Raw genomic sequence first — 22,632 nt, forward strand, 5'->3', positions numbered from 1 at the left:
CAAATTACATTTATTAAAATATTAAATAGGTCTTGAATTGCTGGTGTGGATGTTTACTATATTATAGTGGAGTAGTCTCATTAAAACGGGGGTGAGTCATGTCTCCCGAAACGATCCATACCCAGAGTTCCATTGGTGTTGTCCTTGAGGCAACCGGTGATGTTTATCTCCGCTCGGGCGAAGGGATGCGTCAGGTTGAGGCCGGAGCACCCGTATATCGCGGAGAGGAACTGGTAACCGGGCACGGCAGTTCTGCGGAGATCCGTTTTGCTGACGACTCCCTGCTCTCGCAGGGGGCTGATTCTTCCATCCATCTGAATGATTATGTCTATGAAGAAACGGACGGAACCGCTTCCGAATTATTCTTCAAGATGGGACACGGCACTTTCCGTATGGTTACCGGAAAGATCGCCGAAACAAATCCTGAACGGTTCAAGATTGGTTCGCCGCTGGCAACCATCGGTATCCGCGGCACCATCACTGTCCATGAAATAGGTGCTGACGGTGAAAAACACGGTGTTGAAGAGATTCACAGCGGCAAGGCCCTGCTGATCCAGAGCATTGACGGATCAGTGCGGCAGATTTCTACTCCTCAGTCCATCGTTGATGTTGCCAGTACCGGGATCATGGGCAGCGTACGTTCCATGACAACCCAGGAATTCGAAACCTTTCGTGACATAGCGCCGGCAGCCATCCAGCAGGAACAGGAAATCCGTGATCAGCAGAATGACAACGGCGATGATCAGCAGGATTCCGACAGGCAGGGAGATGAAAACGCACAGGGCGATGCTGCTGACTCCGAAGAGGGCGACGGGACGCAGGCAACAGGCGAGGAAGGCACAGACGCCATTGACGGAGCAGACACAGGTGTGTCCGGAATGGCTGATGTTGTTGAAACCGTCATGCAGGCCGCAGTAACCGAAGGAATGGCCCTTGCCGATGCCGAAATGCAGAACGGCGAATTCGTCGGAGCAGATGAATTCTTCGATGCAGCCGAGTTTGACATGGGTGACTTCAGCACTACCGACTTTGAAGTCATGGCCCTTGATGCCGGAACCGGGATTGATGTTCTGGCTGGGCTTGCCGGATTGGACGCAGCTTCTGCTGACACGGATTTCTTTGAATCCACATTTGGCGATCTGCTTGATGGTACGGCTGATGATCCCGTCCAGCAGGTGTTTAACGAGGTTCTGCAGGGCACGGACCTAACCGGAGAGCTGACCGGTGACCTTCTTGATTCTTCTTTTGTAGATGTTCTTCCGACCGCTGATGATCCCGTCTCGGACACTGCCACGGACGACGATATTCTTGATCTGCTTGATACTGCCGACACCACCCTTCCTGCCGATACTGTTGTGGAGTCTGCCGTTGCGGAAGCAGCAAATACCCTGACCCTTGAAACTGGAACTATCGGAGACGATGTCTGGCGAGGTTCCTCCCAGAGTGACTATTACGATGGCCTGGCCGGAAACGATTATATTGATGGCCGTCCCGGCGATGACACGCTTCTTGGCGGAGAGGGTAATGATACTCTGGACGGTGGAAACGGCAGCGACACCCTGTTCGGCGGGGATGGTAACGATACGCTGATCGGTGGACAGGGGCCGGATTATATCGATGGCGGCGACGGGATTGACACCATCGCCTTTGGAACCAGCAGCGGGGTCTATGTATCCCTGATGTCCGATACGGAATCGGGCAGTGTCGGTGAGGATATAGTGCTCAACGTTGAAAATATTATCGGAACCAGCGGCGGCGATACTCTGTACGGCTGTGACGGTTCCAACGTTATCAACGGCGGCAGCGGACATGACATCATCGGCGGCAACGGCGGTGATGATACGCTCTTTGGAAATCTTGGTTCCGATACCCTTACTGGTGGTTCAGGCTCAGACGTCTTTTATTACACCGCCCTTGCTGAGGGTGGTGATACTGTTTCGGACTTCAGTTCCGTGGATGACGACTTCCTGTTCAGCTGCACGGATTTCAACAATCAGGCCAAGTTCAAGATTGTTGGCGGAGACTACGGTGGAACGGACAACCTAGACGGTGACAACGGTTCGCTGGATACCAGTGAATACTTTGTTTTCGATGGATCAGGAAGGCTCTGGTATGACGCCAACGGAGAGGGTGCCGGCGGGGTAACGTTGATAGCTGTGGTTGAAGGCCAGTCCGTAACCAGCTCCGACATCACTTTCGAAGGGGGGTGCTGCATGGATTGATCCCTTCATCTGGTACGTAATCTGATTCAAGGTTGAGGCCAGGTCCACGGGTCACATACAACTTTAACCTTACGGAGCACTGCTCACGGAATATACATAACCGGTTCAAATACAGGAGGGTGTCATGTCTCCTGAAACAAATGGTCTAAATTCGATAGGTGTTATACTTGCTGCCAACGGCGAGGTCTATCTGAAGTCTGATTCAGGTGTACGGGCTGTCGGGCCCGGAGCCGAGGTGTATCAGGGTGAAGAGCTTGTAACCGGCCATGGAAGCAACGCCGAGATCCGCTTTGCCGACGACACCCTTCTCTCACAGGGAGCTGATTCTTCCATCTCCCTTGATGACTACATTTATGATACCGGCGACGAGTCGGCATCATCCCTCCTTTTCAAGATGAGTCAGGGCACTTTCCGTATGGTTACCGGAAAGATTGCCGAACAGAATCCCGAACGCTTCAAGGTCGGAACTCCGCTTGCCACCATCGGTATCCGTGGAACCACCACGGTTCATGAAATCAGCCCCGATGGTCAGGAAAAGCACGGTGTGGAAGAAATTCACAGTGGTAAGGCCCTGTTGGTCCAGTCAATCGACGGTTCCATCCGGGTTATTGATTCGCCGCAGGCGCTGGTTGATATAGCTGCCTCCGGACAGATGAGTACGGTTCGAGCCATGTCCGTTCAGGAACTTAGCTCGTTCCGTGATATTGCCCCACAGGCCATCCAGCAGGAACAGGAGATTCGTGAGGAAGATCAGCAGAACGATGAGCAGCAGAATGAAGAGCAGCAGGATCAGCAGGACCAGCAGAACGGTGAAACTCAGGAAAACGGTGAAGAAGGTCAGGCCGGAGAACAGCAGAATGCACAGGATGGCGGTGAGCAGGGAGAAATGCAGGCCGGCGAGATTCAGCAGTCTGCAGCACAGGGCGGTGAAACAGGACTACAGCAGTTGTCCGGGCAGGGCGTGCTGGACGCCGGGGTTGCTGCAATGGTGGACGGTGCAGTCATTTCCGGTGCGGAAGGTTTTCAGGAAGTCGTTAACGCGGTTGCTCTGCAGTATGCCGAGCAGGCTTTTGATGCCTTGGTAACCGGTGACTTTGAGACGCTTGAGCAACTTCTGGACAAGCTTGACGATATACCGACACAGGAAGACATCCTTGATCTGGTGGAAGGCATTGCGGCAGGAACGACAGAAGTTCCGGAAGGATTGGAGAATGTTACCTATACCTCAAGTTCAGGCATAAACTATATTCTCGGGGACGCCACTGCCGGGGATACCTGGACCGGAACCGCTGAGACCGACTACTATGACGGACAGGGCGGCAATGATATAATACACGGTATGGAAAGCGCTGACGGACTGCGCGGCGGCACCGGCAACGATACCATCTATGGGGATTGCGGTGACGATACCATAGACGGCGGTGAAGGCCATGACCTGATCTTCGGCGGTCACGATAATGATTCCATCAACGGCGGAGCCGGAGATGACATGATTTATGGTGATGAAGGTAACGACTACATTGATGGCAATGACGATAACGACTTTTTGTGCGGCGGACTCGGAAACGATACCCTCAGCGGCGGTTCCGGCGATGACTACATTTACAGCGGACCCGGTGAAGATATTCTCATCGGCGGCGTGGGGACCGACACGGTTACGTTTGCAGATCAGACTCCGTCAAATGCTTCCAATGGAGTGTTTGTCGACCTGAACACCAGTTATGACGGATACGGAATAGGGTCTCTGGACGGCGTGGTGGATTATCTGATCGGTTTTGAAGTTGTAGTTGGCACCACCGGCAATGACGACATCAGGGGCGATTCCTACAACAATACGCTTATCGGTGGGCTGGGCTATGATTCCCTGACCGGTAACGGCGGAACCGACTATTACTTCTATACCGGAACCGGAGAAGGCGGAGATATTGTCAATTTCGCAGCCGGTGACAAGTTCGCGTTTGCCTCCGATTCCATCTACGCCGGTGCCAGCGTGCACATCAAGGACAACTATGACGGAACTTCCGGCATCGGATCGGTCACCGGGGAAGAATTCATTTACGATACGGTGAATGACCGGCTCTGGTATGATTCCAACGGAACACTTGCAGGCGGCAGTGAGCTTATCGCCACCGTTACCGATTCCAATGTCGAGATCACAGACTCAGATATAGCCTTCATCTAGTGAGGCACCCTCCACAAGTACCGCCCGCTTCAAGCGGGCGGTACTTTTTGCCCTGTATTTCTTGATTCCTCTTGCCAATACCTGCTGATTCTTATCTAACTGTAGATAATGACACCTGCCCCCGGGATTTTATCGGCCCGGGATGTTGAATCTGAACCTGTAGCTCCAAGGAAGGGTGCCAATGAACAGAATTGATGAAATTCTCGGCAAGATTGATGTGCTTGAAAAGGAACTGCGTGTTGAACTGCGTGATGTTACCAACGAGTTCCTGTATACGGTGCAGGAAAAGAAAATCCGTTTCAGTGAGGAGGTCCGGGCAAAACACCGGGAGTTTGCCGCCCGCTGGAGTGAATATGTATACGACTCCGGAGTATGGGTTATCCTGACCATCCCCTTTATCTGGATGCCGCTGGTTCCTGCTCTGCTGCTGGACATCTCCACCTGGCTTTATCAGCTCATGTGCTTTCCGGTATATGGCATACCAATGGTGAAGAGGCGTGATTATGTGGTTATTGACCGTCACTCCCTGAAATACCTGAACTTGATCGAAAAGGTGAACTGCTTTTACTGCGGCTACTTTAACGGTCTGATCGGCTTTGTACGGGAGGTAGCGGCCCGCACCGAGCAGTACTGGTGCCCTATCCGTCATGCCCGTCCGGTCAAGTCAGTACACAGCCGCTACCGTCATTTCTTCCCCTACGGTGATGCCGAAGGTTACCGCAAGGGGCTGAACCGGGTCCGGGAGGATTTTGATGACGTGTGATTTTTCGTCTTTTTTGTAGTACGTTGAATTGAATACGTAATAAAAGAGGCCGTAATATCTTTCCGGATATTACGGCCTCTTTTATTACGTCTGATCTTGCGCAGGATGAATCACGTTCATTTCATCCGGAGATGGATGTTCTATATATAATGCAGATAGATAAACTATATCCTGCAGGATGCGTTTTAGCCTCATATCTTTTTCTTCTCAAGGGCTACTTCAAATTGTTCTTCCGGATTAGATAAAGATAAATGAATATCTTCTTTTGCGTTCATAGTACCTGCTGTCTTACACCCGCCTATGGCAATAGCATGATTAAAAGGCTGATCCATATCAGTCTTTTCGTCACACGATCCTCCCTGACTATGAAAAGTGAAGTTTTTTCAGATGAGATCAAATGTCACAACATATTGTGTTATATCAGGAAAATATAAATAAGTATTAGTGGTGGATTATCGGTGTCCGGAGGGCGTTCCGGTCATTTTCCGATGGAGCCTTTCCGCCTGAAGGCAGAAGGCCTCCAACCGTGCTTCGATAAGCTGCGGGAAGGGGTTACCGTCTGTTTCTATGGCCAGAAAGGGCAGGCGTGAGTCCTCGTCAAGCAGGGAGGAGGCTTTTTTTCCTGCGGATACCGCCCGGAATTTCTCATTGAGCACAGCCTCTGCTACTCGCGAAGGCATGCACCCGAATGGGCCAATGGAAATGACCCCGCAGGAGGGGGACATGATTTCGTGCAGCGATGCTCCAACCGTGAGAATGGCTTCTCCGGTAAGCTGTTCGGATATGTGGGGGCGGGCAGTACGGATCACTTCTTTCACATCCGGGCCGGGAAAATGGATCAGTCCGCTGGCGGAGAGTATGGAGCGGATGCGCTTTTCGAAATAGGTTTTCACGGTCTGGGTGATGAGTCCCTTGATGCCTGCCTGACCTTCAATATTGTTGCGGTTCAGCCAGTCGGTGTACTTCATCCATTCCAGAACAGGGGCCACGCGTACAATGAATCCCTGCTCCGAGAGGCGTTCCGGCAGAGCGCGGCGGGCAAGTGGATCGTGACGCACGTAGATTTCTCCCAGCAGGGAGATTACCGGATATTCATCAACCGGTTTTTCCAGTCTGATTGTGGATAAATTCTTTGCTCCCTTGCGCAGGGCCTGCGAAAATTCCTTCCAGCTGCCCATGGCTTCCAGCATTTCGCTGCGGACCTTCCAGAAAAGTTTCAGGGCATTGTCCCTGTCTTCGGCTGCCGTGCGGATGGTTGCGAGGATGTCTTCAAGTATTGATCCGGTGACTATCCCCTGCCACATACCCAATGTGACTTTGGTTGAAAGCCCTCCGTAGCCGTTGGTGGAGCTGGGGGCGAAAATGGCCAGATCAGGGATTTCTCGCCGTTCGATCAGGTCATTCATGAAAACCGAGTACTGCCCGAAGCGGCAGGGACCCTTGGCCTTGGGCATGAGGAACAGGGCAATTTCATTCTCATCACGCCTTTCAATGTGTTCCAGCAGGGCTCCGGCGGTAAGCTGCAAGGGCAGGCATTCCTTGCATGAGGAGTTGTTGCGGCCTTTTTTTAGGGCAGCTTCATCGGCATGGGGCAGTACCTTGTAACGGATGTTGTCCCGGCTCATGGATGCCGCCAGAAAATCAGTGCTGATTTCGCCAAGGCTGGGGATGAGCAGGGTTACTCCCGGATCATTCACCGCGCGCCAGTTGCCTTTTGAGTCGGTTATCCCGGTTATTCCATCGCGTTCTTCGCAACTGGCCGGACTGAATCTGGGTTCTGATTCCGGCTCAGGGATCATTCTCCTGAATCCGGAAACTATATCCAGAAAGGCTTCTATGCGGGTTTCAATCCCGGCATCGGCGGTATGACTGTCCAGTTCGAGGGTCAGGGAGGGCTTTTTACCCATGATTTTTCTGAAATGACTGAGCAGGAAGGAGTCCGGGCCGCAGGAGAAATTCGTAATGTAAGTCCCGAAGAGCTGAGGGTGTGCAGCGGCGTAAACCGAGGAATCCATAATTGTTTCTCCGGTGGCCCAGTACATGTTCAGATCGGGACCGCATCCGTTGCTGCGCGGCAGCATGTCGCAGGGAATTACAGGAATTGCACGGGTGGCGAACTTGGCCGGGATGGATTTGTTGGCGATGGAGCTGAAGGCATTGTAGGGCCTGCCGAAAAGGACCGCGGCGGTTTTCTGCGGTTCTTTCTCCAACTGGCTGATAAATTCTCCGCCCTTGTCCAGCAGATCGGCGAAGAAGCTTTCCTGCTCTGAAACAGCGGCTTCAAAGGCGCTGATGGCCCGGTCCAGCCCGACGCCGAGTTGCGAGGCCGTGCCCAGCAGGGCCTTGCGCAACTGTGGCAAGCCTTCCTGCATGTGGATGACCGGGGTGAGCACGGAACGGCGTTCCAGTTCCGGGAAGGCTGATTTCAGGTAGTAAGGCTCTCCCTGTACCAGAACGCAGGTGCAGGAACGGTCTCCGCTCTTAAGCGGCATGGAGCGCAGGTGGGGCAGAAAAATGTGGTCGGTTTCGAGCTTCAGCAGCTCGCCAATGCTCCCGTGGGCCAGTTCCACCGGATGGCAGAAGGGAGCCCCTTTCTGTTCTATGGCATCCGGGTCCACTGATTCGGGGAGGACCACAGCGAAGCCGATTCCTGTGAAGAAGGCATTGAACAGCGGAAACCATGTGTTCATGAGCAGGGAGCGGTTGAAGCCTATGGTCGGCTGTCCCTCTTGGGTCGGGCAGAAGTCGCGGAAGACTCTTTTTTCACGCCAGAGTACCAGATCTTCGGCCGGTTTGGCTGCTGCGGATGTTTTCGAGCTGTCGAAACGGTTGCAGATACCGCCGAAGGGAAAGATTTTGCCCTGAACTTCTATGCGGGCGATGGTACAGCCAAGATCGCAGTCCCGTCCCGCTCCGTTGCAGGTGAACGGGGATCTGTAGGTCACATCCCGTCCGGCCAGCTCCAGCAGTTCGTATACTCCTTTGTCCAGCAGTCCCTGTTCAGTGCGTGCTATGGCCTCAAGAGCGACCCCGAATGCTCCGGTCAGTCCGGGCTGCGGTGGAACGATGATCTTTTTTCCGGTAAGTGCGGCCATGGCTACTGGGACCGCCCGGTTGTAGCAGACCCCGCCCTGCATGAAAATTCTGCTGCCGACTGTGCGGCTGCCCTTGACCCGGTTGGAGTAGTTGATGCAGACGGAGTAGACCAGCCCGGCCACCATATCTTCAAGGGGGATTCCTTCCTGAGCTGCCAGCTTCAGGTCCGATCCTATGAAGGCTGCACACTGGTCATTGAAATTGGGGGGATTGTCACCCTTGAAAGCTGTTTCGGATATGCGGGTGACTTCAATGCCCAGCGTTTCCTTGGCGCTTTCTTCAAGAAAGGAACCGGTTCCGGCACTGCAGGCCTCGTTCATGGCGTAGTCGCAGGGCACGGAGTTTTTGAGCCAAGTATATTTTGCATCCTGCCCGCCGATTTCGAAAATTGTATCGACTTGCGGGTCGTAATGCACGGCAGCAGTGGCGTGGGCGGTTATTTCGTTGATGATCCCGGCTGTTCCGGCGTGCAGCCCGGCGATGTTGCGGCCAGACCCGGTTACGCCCATGATGGTGGCAAAAGTCCCTTCCGGGACCTGCGCTCCAAGTTCGGCATAGACCCTGCGTGCGGCTCCTACAGGGTCGCCGTCGGTGCGCAGATAGCAGGAAGCCACTGTCTTCCTGCTGGCAATGTCCACCAGCACCCCTTTTGTGGTGGTGGAACCTACGTCCAGCCCCAGAGCCAGTTCGCTGCCGCAAGTGTTCTGAATCTGTTCTTCGGAGTGGAATTCAACCGCGTCAGCAAAGTCCTTCAGCGGCGGCAGGCAGGTGAATCCGGTGGAACCCTTTCTGATGAGCGAAGAGTGATCGGCAGGGATTGAAGATCCGTTTTCAGCAGCCCAGATGGCAGCGCCGAGGGCCTCAAAGCAGTGGCCGTATTCGGGGATGGTCAGTTCCGGAATTTCCCTGCGCAGTTCCCGGACCATGAATCTGTTCTGTGAACAGTTGCCGATAAGCGCGACCCTGTCGGAAGGAAGTTTGCGTAGCAGTTCCACGCATTTCCCTGCCATCATGCGGGCCAGTCCAGCAACAACCGCATCCTTCTCCATTCCTTTGTTCAGGGCGTGGGTGCAGTCGCTCTTGCAGAAGACGGAACAGCGCCCGGAAACCTTGTAAGGTGCTGCGGCTGCATCCATGTCCGCCATGCTTTCGAGCCCAAGTCCCATGCGGCCGAGCTGCTGGACCAGAAATTCCCCGGTCCCGGAGGCACACTTGTTTCCGGTATGCACGGTTTCGACTTTTCCTTCCGAATCCAGCAGGTAGGCCATGAAGGTTTCCCCGCCGGCACTGAGCAGGGTGCGGCAGCCTGCTGCGGCAAGGTTGCTGTATTCCACGGATGTTTCAATGGCCTGCGGTTCGGAAATGGAAGGCAGATCGAGCAGGTGGCGGAATTTGCGTCCGGTGACGGCTGTGCGGATTCCTTCAAGCGGGCCGATTTCGGCCAGCCCTTTCAGGATACTTTCAGCCGGGTTGCCTTCATGGTTCAGAGATACAGTTCTGATGACTTCGGCGTGCCCGTTGTTTACGGATACAAGAACCAGACTGATGGTTGAAGCTCCGGCGCAGATTCCCAGTGATTTATTCATAGAGATGTTTGAATGCAATTTTCCGTGTTATGTCTGGTAGTTCTATTTGAAATATCTTGTCCCAGAATTTGCCGGTGACAAAAAGTCGTTCATTCTTCCGGTCCCATGCAATTCCGTTGGCAGCTTCGGCTTCCGGTCCTGCCAGCGGGCGCAGTCCGGATATGTCGATCCAGAAACGGACCATTCCGTCCTGGGTATCGATGACGGCAATAAGGTCCTCCTGCCAGATATTGCAGTACAGGAGGCCGTCTATGTATTCCATCTCATTGAGCCGGTAGACTTTCTCCGGGCCGTCCATGACCTGCAGCTTGCTGATCGCCTGAAAGTCCTGCGGATCTCGGAAAGTTATGATCGATGATCCGTCACTCTGGTAAAGGAAATCCCCGTCGGTAGTGAGCCCCCAGCCTTGTCCCTTGTATTTGAAGACTCCCTTTCGGGCAAGGGAACGTGAATCATATACAAAGCATTTTCCTTCCCGCCAGGTAAGCTGGTACAGCCTGCTCTTCCAGAGGCACAGCCCTTCCCCGAAATAACTGCGTTCAAGCTTTGACTCAGCAAGGATCTCGCCGCTGTCCGGATCGGTTATCCTTACGGCGGAGCGCCCATGTTTCCCGGTACTTTCATAGAAAAATCCGTTATGATATAAGAAACCCTGGGTAAAAGCGTTTAGGTCGTGAGGGAAATACCTGAGCGGTTCGCACTTTACCACGGGGGCAAATGTTCTCCGTTCGGCATGGCCTGCCTCGGCAGACAAGTGCAGGATGAGTGATATGATTATCAGCAGATATATTGAGTAGTTTTTCAGCATGGGCGGTTGTCTCGTTGTTTGTCTTTATAAAGTTACGCAATGGAAGGCAAGAACCGGACCCGGGTAACCTATATGAAAATTCCGCTTAAGCCGATAAAATGAATATAAATTAATCTTAACCAGTTCCTTTCCTGCTTTTTTGCAGGGTGGAGGCAAGATTTATGACCGACGATGCAACTTTTTTCCGCTACCAGCCTTCTTCAGCAAATAAAAACGAAGGTCAGAAACTCGTGACCGTGGTTTCCCTTCGTTCCGAAAAGAATCTGGGTAATGACCGGAGTTTCTGGCTGGCCCGTAAGCTGGCTGGCGAGGAATTTGAGCTGCAGGAACTCAATGATCACGATGTTCCGGCCGGTCCCTCTCAGCGGGTGAGTGCGGATGAATTTGCCTCTGATTATACCCTTGAGTTGGATTACTGGCAGCAGAAAGTCCGTAAGGCGCTGGAAAAACAGGACGGAAGACTGCAGAGAGGCGAGGCCCACCGTGAGCAGGGTGAGTTCTACAGTGCCGAAATGGAGTACGCAGAAGCACTTGCTGTTGATGAAAACAACGTGCGGGCTACTTTCGGACTCGGATTAACCTATCTTGCGAAGGGTGATACCGAGAAGGCACAGGAGGTTTTTGCCAAGGTTCTGGACATGAAAGCTGCCTTTACTGCGGAACACAAGCACATGTTCAATGATTTCGGAATTTCAATGCGTAAGAATGGCATGTATAAGGAAGCATTGAAATACTATTCCCGTGGTGTGGAACTGGACTCCACGGACGAGAACCTTTTTTTCAACATAGCCCGCACCCACTTTGAGTCCGGGGACTGGCAGAACTGCTTCCGCTACCTGACCATGTGTCTTGAAAAGAATCGCGGGGTGAAGGAGGCTGTGAAATTCTGCAATTACCTGATCAGGCGCACTGAAAAGGACAACGGCATGCTCCGTGAAATGAGTGCCGGGGACAACGGGGACACCCTGCGCAGCAATATTCTCAATCTGCTGCGCCAGATGCAGGTTGCCGCCGGCATTGAGCTTGAGGATGCAATCGAAAAGACCCACGAAATACGGGACCGCATGATCGCCATTGAGGAAGAGGACATGCAGATGGAGGAAATAGAGAAGGACCTCTATAATCTGGATGGACTTTAGTTCGGGTTTATTCCGGTAATTTCATTAGGTTTTCCCGTTGCCCGATCATGATCAGCACATCGCTGGCTTCCAGAACCTGATTGGCTTTGGGTACGAAGTCCAGTTCTTCCGCCCCGTTTTTCCTGATGGCAATGACCTGTACGTGGTAGTTGTTGGTCAGGTTCAGGTCGATAAGTGTTTTTCCGGCCCACTCCGCAACCTCGCGTTCCTTGATCAGAATATCCTGCCCCATGGACAGGTACTCGATCATTCCGGGGGTCGCGAGTTTGTGGGCAAGCTGCTTGGCAGCGAAATGTTCTGGGAAGACCACGAAATCAACTCCCATTTTGCTGAGTACTTTCTTGTGCGCCTCGCTGATGGCCTTGACCCAGATCTTGTTTACACCGATTTCCTGAAGGTTGAGCACGACCAGAATGCTGGCCTCCATGGAGTCTCCGGTGGAGACCACCACGTAGCTGAAGTCCTGAAAGCTGAGCTGTTCCAGTGCCTGCTGGTCGGTTCCGTCCGCCTGAAAAACCTGCGACATATAAGGTTTGGCTGACTTTACCCGCTCTTCGCTGGTATCAATACCGGTCACGTTGTGGCCTAGTTTACGCAGGGTAAGGGCCAGCTCAAGGCCGAATTTGCCAAGGCCTATAACTCCCACTTCAATTTTTTCAGCCATCTGCTTTCTCCTTTATCTTTCGAACGCCTGTACACGCCCTGTGTATTCTGTGCGGGCGGTTTTCCGGGATTATATGCGCCGACTATGCCTGCTTTCCGGTGCGTTCCCGGTACACGGCAAGTTTTTCTTCCACTTCTTCCCAGCGCTCAAAGGTCGTTTCATGCTCTGCTTCAAGGGATTCCAGCTTTGATTGTGCTGCGGCCATTTCTTCACCGGACTTCTTGTAAAAATCCGGGTCGGACATCTGCATCTGGATTTCCTCAATGGCGGTTTCAAGCTCTTCGATCCTGATCGGCAGTTCCAGAATTTCCGTTTCAAGGGCTTCGAATTCGCGCTGTTCCTTGTAGCTGAGTTTTTCAGGACGGCTGTCCGGCGATTTCTGGGCTTTCGGTTTTGCCGCTTTGGGCCTGGCTTCAGCTTCCAGTTGCGGACGCTGGCGAACCCAGTCGTCGTAACCGCCTACATACTCCTGTACCACCGAGTTGCCTTCAAAGGCGAGGGTTCCGGTAACAACGTTGTTCAGGAAAGCACGGTCGTGGCTTACGATGATTACCGTACCGGGATATTCCATGATCCGGTCCTCAAGCAGTTCCAGTGTTTCGGCGTCAAGGTCGTTGGTGGGTTCGTCCATCACCAGCAGGTTCGAGGGGCGGGTGAACAGTCTTGCAAGCAGCAGCCTGTTGCGCTCCCCGCCCGAAAGGACGCTGACCGGGGAGTTGGCCCGGTCCGGGGAGAACAGGAAATCCTTGAGATAACCCATGACGTGCTTGTTGCGACCGTTTATGGTGACGGTGTCGTTGCCGTCCGCTACACTGTCGCGCACTGATTTATCCGGGTCAAGCTGTTCGCGGTGCTGATCGAAATAGCATATTTCAAGTTTGGTGCCCAGTTTGACCGTTCCGCTGTCAGGCAGCAGGTTGCCCAGCAGCACCTGTATCAGGGTTGTCTTGCCTGCTCCGTTGGGGCCGATTATGCCCACGCGGTCGCCGCGGATAATGGTTGTGGAGAGATCCTTGAAAACCGGTGCATCACCCCATGAATAGGATGCATTGACGGTCTCGGCCACCACTTTGCCGGAACGTGCTGCTTCCTGTATTTCTATGCTGGCCTTGCCGGTGCGTTCCCGGCGGAGCTTGCGATCCTCGCGCAATTGCTTGAGAGCGCGCACGCGGCCTTCGTTCCTTGTGCGGCGGGCCTTTATGCCCTGTCTTATCCAGACTTCCTCACGGGCCAGTTTTTTGTCGAACTCGGACCAGTTTTTTTCCTCTGCTGCAAGCAGGTCTTCCTTGCGTTTGAGAAAGGTGTCGTAGTCGCAGGACCAGTCGGCAAGATTGCCGCGGTCCAGTTCGATTATGCGGGTGGCGATTCTGCGCAGGAACATGCGGTCGTGGGTGATGAATATCAGGGTTTTGATGTGCTTGAGTATGAAATCTTCCAGCCAAGCGATGGAGTCGATGTCTAGGTGGTTGGTAGGTTCGTCTAGCAGCAGTACATCGGGGTTGCTGGCAAGTGCACGGGCCAGCAGTGCACGCCTTTTGAGTCCGCCGGAAAGTGTTTCAAAGCGCATTTCCGCATTGAGCGACAGTCTGGATATGACCATTTCGATGGTGGTCAGGGCTTCCCATCCACCGTGTTTTTCCATCATTTCTTCAACTGCGGAGAGTCTGGATACATCGCCGCCGTCCGCCACTTCAAGGCTGGCACGGTGATAGCTCGTCAGAGCCTGACCGAGTTCTCCAAGTCCTCCGGCAACGACTTCGAAAATGGTCCCGCTCATAATTTCCGGAACCTTTTGCGAAAGTCTGGCAACGGTTACTCCCTTCTGGCAGGAAATGGTACCTGCGTCAGGTACAAGGTCTCCGCTCATCAGGCGCAGCAGGGTGGATTTACCTTCCCCGTTACGCCCGACAATACAGATTCGCTGTCCTTCCTCAACCTGAAAAGAGACTCCGTCCAGCAGCATGGGGCCGCCGAAAGACATGGAAACATCATTTACACTCATTAAAGCCATTTGGACAACTCCGCTCAATATTTGAAAAAAAGCATTATATTATTGAAGACATGTATAACCATATCATATAGTATTCCAGCAAAGAGGGCGGCAGTGTAGAATTTTGTCGCCGAAAAGGGAAGCTTTCAGGAGGGGCCGGATAAGCAGGCAGGAATATGTTGCAATCGGTTGACGAAAATCTGCAGGTAGGGCAGTTAAGGCGTTGTCCGGGTTATGAGGGCCGGATAAATCAGTTAATGAATCAGGGTAGGCTGTAGATGAGCACAGGCGACAGATTGCTTGACATCTTCCAGGAGGAGACATTGGAACGGCTCGATAATATCGAGGCCGGTCTTCTTGAGCTGGAAAACTGTTCCGGTGAATGCCCTGCGGAGCTGATAAACTCTATCTTCCGGGATGCCCATTCGGTCAAGGCTGGTTCCAACCTGCTTAAGCTTTACCGCATTGAAGAACTTTCCCACAAGCTTGAAAACGTGCTCGAAATGATCCGTTCAGAGGGCTTGATTCCCACGGAGCTGATAATCACCGCTTCCCTTGAATCCGTGGACAAGCTCCGTGCCCTTACCGAAGACGTGGTGAGAAGCAACGAAAAAAGCATCCGTTTGCAGAAAACCATGCTTGAAATTTCAGTTCAGCGAGCCCTGTCCGGGGAATCCTGATCTTCAATTGTCGAAGAGTATCTGTCAGCCCTGTGCCGTTTAGGTGCAGGGCTTTTTTTGTTAAGATCAGATTAAATATTTGGAAAATGGTGATTGAGTGTTTACCTTGGCGCGTTCTGGTGCTATGGGCAGTTAAGACATCTCCGGCAGCCTCAGGAAATGCGTTCTGATTCCGTCAGGCTCATGCAGAAATCCTTATGCCGGAACCTGCCTCCTCGGCAGGTTTCACGTCTTGCATTCATTTACAATCTGTTTTGATGATCCATGTCCGGGCCTTTTCAGGGCCGGCGCACATCTTTTTCATTCCGGCCGATTTTTTCCTGCTAATGTCTGCATAGTCTGATATGTTCAGGTTCCATCTTTGCAGTTTTTCCGCTTCTCAATTAATCAGGCCCGGACTTTCCCTTAACTTTAAAATTTATGGAGGTCAGATTTATGAGCGTTCAACTTGATATCACCGGTTTGGATTCATGGGGTTTCAACAACGACGGACCTCTGATTATTGCCGGACCGTGCAGTGCCGAGTCTCGCGAACAGCTTCTTGAGACAGCAAAAGGCATCGCGGACAAGGGTGTGCATGTGCTGCGTGCAGGAATCTGGAAACCGCGTACCCGCCCCAACTGTTTTGAAGGTATGGGCGAAGAAGGCTTGAAGTGGCTGGTCGAAGCCAAGGAAGTTACCGGTCTGCCCATCTCCTGTGAAACTGCCAACCCCGAGCATGTCGAGCTCTGCCTCAAGTACGGCGTGGATATGATCTGGGTCGGTGCCAGAACCACAGTTAACCCCTTTGCCGTACAGGCGCTGGCAGATGCCCTGCAGGGAACCGATATACCCGTTCTGGTCAAAAACCCCATCAACCCCGATGTTGAACTCTGGATCGGCGCCCTTGAGCGTATGAACAAGGCCGGTGTCAAGAAACTCGGTGCCATCCATCGCGGTTTCTCCTCCGCCCGCCCCAGCGAATATCGCAACGCTCCCAACTGGAAAATTTTCATTGAACTGCGCCGCCGTTGTGAAGGCCTGCCCATCATCTGCGACCCCAGCCACCTTTGCGGCAAGCGTGAACTGATCCCTGCCGTGGCTCAGAAGGCTCTCGACCTGATGTTTGACGGACTGATGATCGAGTCCCACATCAATCCGGACGTTGCCTTGAGCGACAGCAAGCAGCAGTTCACCCCCGAAGACCTCGGCAAGGTTCTGTCCAAGCTTGAGCCCAAGCATTCGGCTGTGGAAGATCAGGAATTTGTTCACATGGTTGAAAGCAAGCGTGCCCGTCTGGATGAAATCGATGACATCCTCGTTGAGATGCTTGCTGAGCGCATGGCTATCGGCCGTCAAATCGGTAAAATGAAATGTGAGCGCGGCATTGGCCTGCTGCAGCCCGCACAGTGGAAGAAAACTGTTGAGAAACGCACCCGTGAAGGCGTTGCCCGCGGTATGGATGAGCATTTCATGCTGCGTATCTTCCAGTACATCCACGAAGAATCCCTGCGTCAGCAGGAATGCGTACTGGCCGGGGAAAAATAATGCCCGTAGTCAACGTTGAACTGCGTGGGGAATTCGATAATTCCTACGAAATAACCGTCGATTACGGCATCATGGATGACGTTGTCGCCGATCTTCGTGATCGGAAATTCGGACGCACCCCGGTAGTTATCTGCGATGAGAATACCCGTGAGCTTTTCGGTCTTGATCTGGTCGAAATGCTCGCGCTTGAAGGTATCGACCCGCTGCTGCTTACTGTTCCGGCCGGTGAAAACAGCAAGTCACTTGAAATGTTCGGTTCCCTGCTTGAAGCAATGCTTGAAGCAGGGATCACCCGTCAGGATGTGGTTGTTGCCCTCGGCGGCGGGGTGGTCGGAGACCTTTCCGGCTACGTTGCCGGGAGCTATATGCGCGGCATCAATTTCGTGCAGGTTCCCACAACCCTGCTTTCTCAGGTTGACTCCTCGGTTGGCGGAAAGGTTGCAGTGAACATCAAGGGCGGCAAGAACTACTGCGGTATGTTCTACCAGCCCAAGCGCGTCTATTCCGACATTTCGGCGCTTGATACCCTGCCGGAACGCGAGATACTCAGCGGCCTCGGGGAAGTGGTCAAGCACGGCTTCATCTGTGACCACGGGTTTGTCGAATTCCTCAATGAAAATGCCGACAGGGTCCGCGCGCTTGATCGCGAGGTCATGTCCAGAGTAGTTGCCCGCTGCTGCGAGATCAAGGCTGATGTCGTTTCCCGCGACGAGAAGGAAGGCGGCGTGCGCCGTATTCTCAATTACGGACATACTGTCGGCCACGCCATTGAAACCTTTGCCGGGTATGAACTCTCCCACGGTGAATGCGTGGCCTACGGTATGCGTATCGTATCACGGGCCTGCAACAGAGCCGGAATGCTCTCCGACGAAGACCTTGCCCTGCACGAAGCGGTAATGGACAGGCTGGGGCTGGCCACAGGTCTGCTTGACATAAATCCGTCCGAAATCATGGAACTCATGAAGCGTGACAAGAAGGTCAAGCAGGGAGCGGTCGTCATCGTAGGACTCGACAGACTCGGAAACGCTGTGGTGTGCGAGGATTTCCCGCTGCAGCACATTGAGGCTGAACTTGCCGGGATAGTAAAGTAAGCTTTCGGAGGAAGATTTGGATGCGCTTTGCGCTTCTGATGATCTGATTTGCCTCCGGCGGCCAAAGGACCCGCGGCCCTTTGGAATCCCGATTAGTGTCGGTGATTGTCTATAAAATATTCCCATGAAATTATGTTTTTTGGGAGACGGTTGAATATATTAGAAAAGTCGTAATGTCTTTAAGATGTTACGACTTTTTTGTTGGGTGGGTTCTTGTGTTACCCCTAATCCTGACCTTTTCACCAAGGTCTGCCGCCGGCGATGAAATAAAATCGTCAAAATCAGCCCCGCAGCACCTCTGGCGGACGGCCATGTAAAATATCCTGGTTAATCAGTGGTGAGCGGTTGTATATTCGATTTTCCTGTTTATATTCAGTGCGTAATTAACAAGGAGTTGTGATGCAAAATATATCTACCAGGCTTATCAATGCTGGCAGGGATGAGTCCGAGCTTCCCATAAGAACCATAAATCCTCCGTTGCATCGGGCATCCACAGTGTTGTTCGATTCGTATGCGGACATGCTCAAGGCCAATCATGGGCAGTTTGAGGGCATTGAGTACGGAACATGCGGTATGGCCGCCCAGAAGGCTTTTGAGACTGCCATGGCCGAACTGGAGGGTGCACACGGATGCAGGGCTTTCCAGTCAGGAATTGCGGCCATAGCCATGGTGCTTATGGCTTATACTGAGCAGGGCGACCATATTCTGATCTGCGACAATGTCTACGGCCCGACCCGTCGTTTCTGCGACGAATTTCTCTCCAAGTACGGGGTCGAAACGGAGTTCCTGCCTTCTGCTTCCGGGGCCGACATCAGGAACCATATCCGGGATAATACCCGGCTGGTGTTCATGGAATCTCCGGGGTCCAATACTTTCGAAATTCAGGACATCCCGGCAATTACTGCGGTCTGCCGTGAAAAAGGTGTTGTAAGCGTCATCGACAATACCTGGGCCACTCCGTTGTATCTGAACCCGTTCGAGCTGGGGGTGGACGTTTCCATCCAGTCCGCAACCAAGTATATTACCGGACATTCCGATATTCTGCTTGGAACCGTGTCGGTCAATGAAAAATATTGGGCACCGTTCAACAAGTGCTGCAGGCTTTTTGAAGCTTTTGCCTCTCAGGAAGACTGCTATCAGGCCCTGCGCGGGCTGAGGACTCTGAAAGTGCGACTCAGGCAGCATGAGCAGTCCGCCCTTGAGATTGCCAGATGGCTTTCATCACACGAAATGGTTGAATCCGTAATTCACCCGGCTCTTGAAAACCATCCTCAGCATGAACTTTGGAAGCGGGATTTCAAAGGTTCCAGCGGTCTTTTTGCCTTTACCCTTAAGGATGAGTTCGAAGAACTGGATCACTCTGTATTTGTTGATTCACTCAATTTATTCGGGCTGGGCTACAGCTGGGGCGGTTACAAGAGTCTTCTCACCGGCGGCAGGTTCAAACGTACCAACTCCTTCGGATACGAGGGCAAGACCATTTTCCGCTTGAATATAGGGCTTGAAGATTCCGAAGATCTGAAGGCTGATCTGGAACAGGGATTGAATAGGCTGGCTGAATATGTCGCTTCCTGAGTCTGGATGGAATCAGGCGTATTGGGTTGGGCATTTTGCCCAACCTTTTTTTTGAGTAGAGGAAAAGCCTTCAGCTCATCTTATCGGTTTGTTTTGCCATTTAATCCGTTAAAAGGAATATGGATTCAAAGGATCAGCGACCCTTTGACCGCCTGAGGCGGAACCAGGTTCTCAAAAGCGAGTAGTGCATCAAAATCAGCTCCGCAGGATCGCCGGCGGCATACTCATATCTCAACCGGATGAGTCTTGCAGACTTGCCATAGTCCGCACTCAAGCGTAAACAACGCTTATGAAATCGAAAGCTTCTTCACCTTTCTGGATGCCCATTTACGCCTTTCTGGCGACCATTATTGCGGGCGGTCTGATCCTGACACTTGATGTCTGCCATCCGGGCAGGGAATTATCTTTACTTGATGCGATCTTTACAGCCACCTCTGCGGTATGTGTTACCGGGCTGGCTGTTGTGGATACCGGTTCCTTCTTCAGCCGGACCGGCCAGTCGGTCATTCTGGGCCTTATCCAGCTTGGCGGCCTCGGAATCATGACTTATGCCAGTCTGGTCATATATCTGCTGGGTAAAAAGGTCAGTGCCGCTGATCGCATTGCCGTCAGCCAGACTTTGATTCATGACCCTTCCTTTAATATCGGCAGGTTCATTGTCGGCGTGCTGGCTGCGGTTCTTTCCATAGAGGGGGTAGGCGCTATCCTGCTGAACCGTATGGACCCGGTGGGATTTTATCCGTATTCCGCGGTCTTCCATTCCATTTCGGCATTCTGTAACGCCGGGTTCTCTCTTTATTCGGACAGCCTGACCGGCTGGAAGGATCATCTGGGGATCAATGCCGTTTTCATGGCCCTGATCATAATGGGTGGGCTTGGATTTTATGTAATGACCGAGTTGTGGCAAAAATTCCGTAATCTTTTTTCGGGACACACAAGCGGTCTTTCGGCCCACTCCCTGACGTGGCATACCCGCATAGTGCTGGAGACATCGCTGTTTCTGGTTGTTGCCGGCGGTATGGCCTTATTTTTTACCGAGAATATCAAGGCCCGCACCGGCCACGGGACCGGCATCAATGAGCTGACGGCTCTGTTTCAGTCCGTGACCTGCCGTACCGCGGGATTCAACTCAGCTGATATTTCAGGGATGACGAACCTTTCACTGCTGATCATGATCGGGCTGATGCTTATCGGCGGGTCGCCCGGGTCCTGTGCGGGCGGATTGAAGACCACTACTTTCAGGGCCTGGCTCGGGTTTATTGTATCCAAGATCAAGGGTCATTCCCAGATCAGGGTGGGCTGGTATGCCCTTACCGAGGAAAGCGTCAACCGGGCTCTGACCCTTCTGACCCTTGCCAGTGTCATTCTGGGCTCGGCAATTGTGCTGCTGGGTATAACCGAGGGGAACTACCTGCCGCATACCGAGGCTCGTGGAAACTTTATAGAATTGACTTTTGAGGCTGTTTCGGCATTTGCCACCGTGGGACTTTCCACGGGTGTTACTCCGGGGCTGAGTTCTCCGGGCAAGGCTATCATTATCACGCTGATGTTTGTGGGCAGGCTTGGACCGGTCTGGCTGCTCACCGCCATCAACAGCTGGCAGAGCGAACCGCGTTACAGGGTTCCAGAAGACGATCTTCCGCTGGGATAGTTCCGGGCGTGATATTATTTCAGGGTCGCCGTAGCATGTTTTTGAATATTCGGTTCAACCGCGTGCGGCTTGTAGGTATTTCTTCTGGAGTTCCGGCAGGGCGACCTGTTCGGCCCAGTGCAGGTAGATGGATTTGAGGAAGTTGCGCCGCAGGAGCGGGGCGGCTTTCAGTCGGTTGGCGATTGCTGCTTCCACATTCATTTCGGTTATGGTGTTGTGAAGGGTTGTAGCCCGGTGGATGATGCGGTGGGAGTTTTCTATCAGCTCGTTGCCCTGACGGGCGATGCGTTCACGAAGTTCGTCATCTGCAAGCAGCATATTCAGCTTTAGCATCAGGTCTTCGGCATTGTCCGGTTCGTAGCTGACCAGATGCACCCCTTCTTCAAAAAGATCGAAGAGTCCCTGTTCTATTTTGGGTGTCAGCAGGCAGGAACCGCAGGCCAGAGCTTCAAATACCCGGAAATTCAGGTCGCCGCGTTCCGCGATGTTAAGGACAACCTTCGCTCTGGGGAACAGTTTGCGGTATTCTCCCTGAGTCACATGCAGTCCGGGTACCAGTCTGGCCACTTCGCCCAGAAATTTCATGCGGGCCGGGGTCAGTTCCGGGTCGACCTTTCCTACGAAGAGCAGATCCCATTCCTTTTCCATTTCAACAGGAACATCGTTATCCATGACAATCGGCGGAAACCAGAGCAGACGGGATTCCTTGAGTCTAGGTGTGAAGCGGTCAAGGTGGTCCTTCAGGCTGACCAGACAGATGTCGAATCCCTGAGCATAGAGCGGGTACCAGCTGTGGATGTGGGTATCGATGCAGTGAAAGACCGTGAGGCAGGGATACGCTTCAACCCCGGCCAGCGGAGGAGCGATGGACCTGTCCGCATAGACCACGGCGAACGGTTCCTCCCCGGTTGCCCTGAGGATGTCGTCCCATGTGAAAACCAGCTGTCCGCGGATGGGGATATGGACTGTCCGGTATCCCAGTTCATCCATTCCGGTACGGAAGAAGGTATTGCCCACCCATGCGATTGTTTTTGCTGTTTCGTTGCTCACGCCAAAGAAGATAACAATTTATCCCGCTGTTTAAAAGGAGGTAATTGTGGATATTGAAGAGGCGGGCGTTCGGAAGATTGAGATTACTTCAGCATTTCCAGAAGGTCGGTCTCGCTGAATTCAAGCTGCGGTTTGAATTCGACTCCGCACAGGGATTCGTCTTTCCATACGGTGACGGCCTTCTGACTGCTGAGGAATCCGATATTGTCGTTGAAGATGCAGCCGCGGATGAAGATTTCATCCTGCAGGTCGATTTTGTTGCAGTCATCGCTGCTGTTTATGCTGAGTCCCATCCCTCTTTGGGAAATATCGACAATGGTAATGTCCAGCTCTCCTTTTTTTGATGAGGCCGAAACGTCACACTGCCTGAAAATACCGTCCATTCCAGAAAGTTTAATGCGATTTATGGAACGTCTGTCGTATAATGTGTTCATAAACCCCTCCTGCTTTCGCGAAGCAAAAAGTATTCGGAACACTTGGTCAAGTGAATTATTTTTTGGGATTTGAGCCGCTGCAGCCTTTTTAATTCTTGGCTAAAGATGCTAAACGGGTTAAGTAATTAGAATATAGGTAATAGTAAAAGGGCAGTCGAATCGGCGTTCGTTTCG

Annotated in this window: 16 protein-coding genes; 9 read left to right on the forward strand and 7 right to left on the reverse strand. The window is 52.8% G+C overall.

Annotated features, from left to right (window positions below; translation table 11 throughout):
- The first annotated feature begins 98 nt into the window (after positions 1–98).
- From N7E73_RS12820 to N7E73_RS12830, 3 genes are all read left to right on the forward strand, one after another.
- Complete coding sequence (locus N7E73_RS12820) at positions 99–2,222, forward strand: FecR domain-containing protein (RefSeq protein ID WP_432735175.1); 2,124 nt, start codon at positions 99–101, stop codon at positions 2,220–2,222.
- A 124-nt stretch (positions 2,223–2,346) separates the two neighbouring features.
- On the forward strand, positions 2,347–4,404 hold the full coding sequence (locus tag N7E73_RS12825; RefSeq protein WP_432735178.1) for a FecR domain-containing protein: 2,058 nt from the start codon (positions 2,347–2,349) through the stop codon (positions 4,402–4,404).
- A 181-nt stretch (positions 4,405–4,585) separates the two neighbouring features.
- Complete coding sequence (locus N7E73_RS12830) at positions 4,586–5,167, forward strand: hypothetical protein (protein ID WP_432735181.1); 582 nt, start codon at positions 4,586–4,588, stop codon at positions 5,165–5,167.
- Between the two features lie 191 nt (positions 5,168–5,358).
- Here the strand turns inward: N7E73_RS12830 and N7E73_RS12835 are convergent, their stop codons facing one another.
- From N7E73_RS12835 to N7E73_RS12845, 3 genes are all read right to left on the reverse strand, one after another.
- A complete protein-coding gene (locus tag N7E73_RS12835; protein WP_432735184.1) occupies positions 5,359–5,499 on the reverse strand; it encodes a hypothetical protein in 141 nt (46 codons plus the stop codon).
- 120 nt (positions 5,500–5,619) lie between these two features.
- The gene (locus tag N7E73_RS12840) at positions 5,620–9,849 is read right to left on the reverse strand and encodes a BadF/BadG/BcrA/BcrD ATPase family protein (RefSeq protein ID WP_432735187.1); all 4,230 of its coding nucleotides are present in this window, start codon (positions 9,847–9,849) and stop codon (positions 5,620–5,622) included.
- Positions 9,842–10,657: a glutaminyl-peptide cyclotransferase gene (locus tag N7E73_RS12845; RefSeq protein WP_432735190.1), complete on the reverse strand. Its 816-nt coding sequence runs from the start codon at positions 10,655–10,657 to the stop codon at positions 9,842–9,844. Before N7E73_RS12845 ends, N7E73_RS12840 begins: the two co-directional genes overlap by 8 nt.
- A 161-nt stretch (positions 10,658–10,818) precedes the next feature.
- Between N7E73_RS12845 and N7E73_RS12850 the strand changes: the two genes are divergently transcribed.
- Positions 10,819–11,796, forward strand: a complete 978-nt coding sequence (locus tag N7E73_RS12850; protein WP_432735193.1) for a tetratricopeptide repeat protein — start codon at positions 10,819–10,821, stop codon at positions 11,794–11,796.
- Between the two features lie 7 nt (positions 11,797–11,803).
- Here N7E73_RS12850 and N7E73_RS12855 read toward each other — a convergent pair whose 3' ends face one another.
- The gene (locus tag N7E73_RS12855; RefSeq protein WP_432735196.1) at positions 11,804–12,460 is read right to left on the reverse strand and encodes a potassium channel family protein; all 657 of its coding nucleotides are present in this window, start codon (positions 12,458–12,460) and stop codon (positions 11,804–11,806) included.
- 82 nt (positions 12,461–12,542) lie between these two features.
- Entirely contained in the window at positions 12,543–14,471 is a 1,929-nt protein-coding gene (locus N7E73_RS12860; protein ID WP_432735199.1) for an ATP-binding cassette domain-containing protein, read from the reverse strand.
- Between the two features lie 257 nt (positions 14,472–14,728).
- Between N7E73_RS12860 and N7E73_RS12865 the strand changes: the two genes are divergently transcribed.
- From N7E73_RS12865 to N7E73_RS12885, 5 genes are all read left to right on the forward strand, one after another.
- Entirely contained in the window at positions 14,729–15,130 is a 402-nt protein-coding gene (locus N7E73_RS12865) for an Hpt domain-containing protein (RefSeq protein ID WP_432735202.1), read from the forward strand.
- Between the two features lie 435 nt (positions 15,131–15,565).
- Positions 15,566–16,657, forward strand: coding sequence for a bifunctional 3-deoxy-7-phosphoheptulonate synthase/chorismate mutase type II (locus tag N7E73_RS12870; RefSeq protein ID WP_432735205.1), 1,092 nt, complete (start codon positions 15,566–15,568; stop codon positions 16,655–16,657).
- A complete protein-coding gene (aroB, locus tag N7E73_RS12875; RefSeq protein ID WP_432735208.1) occupies positions 16,657–17,748 on the forward strand; it encodes a 3-dehydroquinate synthase in 1,092 nt (363 codons plus the stop codon). The genes N7E73_RS12870 and aroB overlap by 1 nt, the downstream gene beginning before the upstream one ends.
- A 399-nt stretch (positions 17,749–18,147) precedes the next feature.
- Entirely contained in the window at positions 18,148–19,323 is a 1,176-nt protein-coding gene (gene metC / locus N7E73_RS12880; RefSeq protein WP_432735211.1) for a cystathionine beta-lyase, read from the forward strand.
- A 289-nt stretch (positions 19,324–19,612) separates the two neighbouring features.
- Positions 19,613–20,974: a TrkH family potassium uptake protein gene (locus N7E73_RS12885; RefSeq protein ID WP_432735215.1), complete on the forward strand. Its 1,362-nt coding sequence runs from the start codon at positions 19,613–19,615 to the stop codon at positions 20,972–20,974.
- Between the two features lie 54 nt (positions 20,975–21,028).
- On the opposite strand, the gene N7E73_RS12890 is transcribed toward N7E73_RS12885, so the two are convergent.
- Positions 21,029–22,024, reverse strand: coding sequence for a glycosyltransferase family protein (locus tag N7E73_RS12890; RefSeq protein ID WP_432735218.1), 996 nt, complete (start codon positions 22,022–22,024; stop codon positions 21,029–21,031).
- Positions 22,025–22,107: 83 nt separating this feature from the next.
- The gene (locus tag N7E73_RS12895) at positions 22,108–22,458 is read right to left on the reverse strand and encodes a pilus assembly protein PilZ (RefSeq protein ID WP_432735221.1); all 351 of its coding nucleotides are present in this window, start codon (positions 22,456–22,458) and stop codon (positions 22,108–22,110) included.
- Positions 22,459–22,632 lie beyond the last annotated feature (174 nt).

It is taken from the genome of Maridesulfovibrio sp. FT414 (genome assembly GCF_050916235.1).
In the GTDB taxonomy this organism is placed as follows: domain Bacteria; phylum Desulfobacterota; class Desulfovibrionia; order Desulfovibrionales; family Desulfovibrionaceae; genus Maridesulfovibrio.